Origin of the sequence: Flavobacterium cupreum (assembly GCF_003996965.1) — a bacterium.
In the GTDB taxonomy this organism is placed as follows: domain Bacteria; phylum Bacteroidota; class Bacteroidia; order Flavobacteriales; family Flavobacteriaceae; genus Flavobacterium; species Flavobacterium cupreum.
This window is the reverse complement of sequence record NZ_QWDM01000047.1, coordinates 1-1,205: the sequence shown is the minus strand read 5'-3', so window position 1 is coordinate 1,205 and position 1,205 is coordinate 1. Positions and strand designations below refer to the sequence as shown.

Sequence of the window (1,205 nt, the reverse complement as noted above, 5' to 3'; positions counted from 1 at the left end):
GGATAAATCGAACCAATCAAATCTCGTGATTGTGACCAATCCCCGACATCATAGAATTCATTGAGCTTCAAAAGGTTCCCTACACCTACTTTTAACAAATCATCAATATCATCTTCATCAACATTGATACCTGATAATTTCAATTCCAATCTATTAATTACAGCTCCGTAATCAGACTTCATATCCCTATAATCCGAAGCATCAATCTGCTGGGTCGCTAATAAATCCCTAGCATGTGAAAGCCTTTTTTCATAATCTTTAAGCTGGGCTATTATTTTAAGCTTTTCTTCAGATATTTCTTTGGTCTGCTCTCTATAACACTCTGATAAAACAGTAATATAAAGATTTTTTATCTCAGGTATGGGAACATACTGTTTTAAATCACTTAGAAATATATCATTAGCCGTATCAGAATTTATTCTGTATTTACAGCCTCCACTACAATGATAATAAGGATAATATTTAGTGCGCCCTTTGGAAATACTTGCTGTTAATACCTTTGCACATTCTGGACAGGTAAAAAATCCACGTAGTGGAAACGGCTTAGTAGTAATTGCTTTTGGCAAATATGTTTTTGATCTTCCGTCAAGTATGTCCTGCACTTTATAGAACAAGGTCTGCGATATTAAAGGTTCATGCTGACCTGTTACATAGGTGAGATCTTCATCTTTATATTTTGGAATTACTATCTTACCACAATAAAGAGGATTACGAATAGCTCTCCAAAAATTATTTTTACTTGCTTTAAGACCTTTTTCTTTTGCCATGCAAAGAACCTGTTCTGTATTAAAAATCCCTTTTGAAAGCTCTTCAAAGGCCCATTTCAAAATAGATGCCTCAGGCTGGTCAAATGCAATATACTTAGTCCCGTCTTCTTTAACCTTGTTAACATATCCCGCTGGAGCGTATCCCATATAACGCCCCTCTTTCCTTGCTCTACGCATACCATGAAAAGTATTAAGTGCCCTTCTATCATTCTCTACCTCAGGAGCAGCAAGATAAAAAGCGAGCATCATTTTATTCTCTGGAATAGTCAAATCAAGTGGCTGTTCAATACCTTGCGGCTCTACACCAAGTTTCCTGAGGATATTTATCATTTGATAAGCATCTCCGGCATTACGGCTGAACCTATCCCATTTAGTGAATAAAACAAGATCAATTTTGTTTTTGTGCTTTTTTAAATTTTGCAAAAGCTTATTCCATTT

1 protein-coding gene is annotated in these 1,205 nt (G+C 35.6%); it reads right to left on the bottom strand.

Annotated features, from left to right (window positions below; genetic code table 11):
• Positions 1–1,205 (bottom strand): recombinase family protein (locus tag D0817_RS24715; RefSeq protein WP_134737797.1); only part of this gene is annotated, 1,205 nt, incomplete at both ends.